1 protein-coding gene is annotated in these 257 nt (G+C 66.5%); it reads left to right on the top strand.

Annotated elements, in window-relative coordinates; all coding sequences use genetic code 11:
• On the top strand, window positions 1–257 hold a 257-nt coding region (locus tag R0J87_RS22190; protein WP_498889019.1), incomplete at both ends, for an MmyB family transcriptional regulator.

Below are 257 nucleotides of genomic sequence, written 5' to 3'. Positions count from 1 at the left end.
CGAGCGCTGCGTCTGACTCCCGACGAGCGCGACTACCTGCATCGCATCTGCGGCCACAGTGCACCCGACCGCACGATCTTCACCGACTACGTGCATCCCGGCATGCTCCGAGTTCTCGACCGCCTCGACGACACGCCCGCCTTCGTGGTGTCCGTCCTCGACGAGGTGCTGATCCAGAACGATGCCGCACGCGCTCTGCTCGGCGATGCGAGCGGCCTGGAGGGGATCGAGCGCAGTGGCATCTACCGATGGTTCGC

This window comes from Halomonas sp. SIMBA_159, assembly GCF_046536035.1.
Classification (GTDB): Bacteria; Pseudomonadota; Gammaproteobacteria; order Pseudomonadales; family Halomonadaceae; genus Vreelandella; species Vreelandella venusta_A.
Note: the sequence above shows the minus strand (reverse complement) of the source record. Positions and strands in the feature narration are given on the sequence as shown.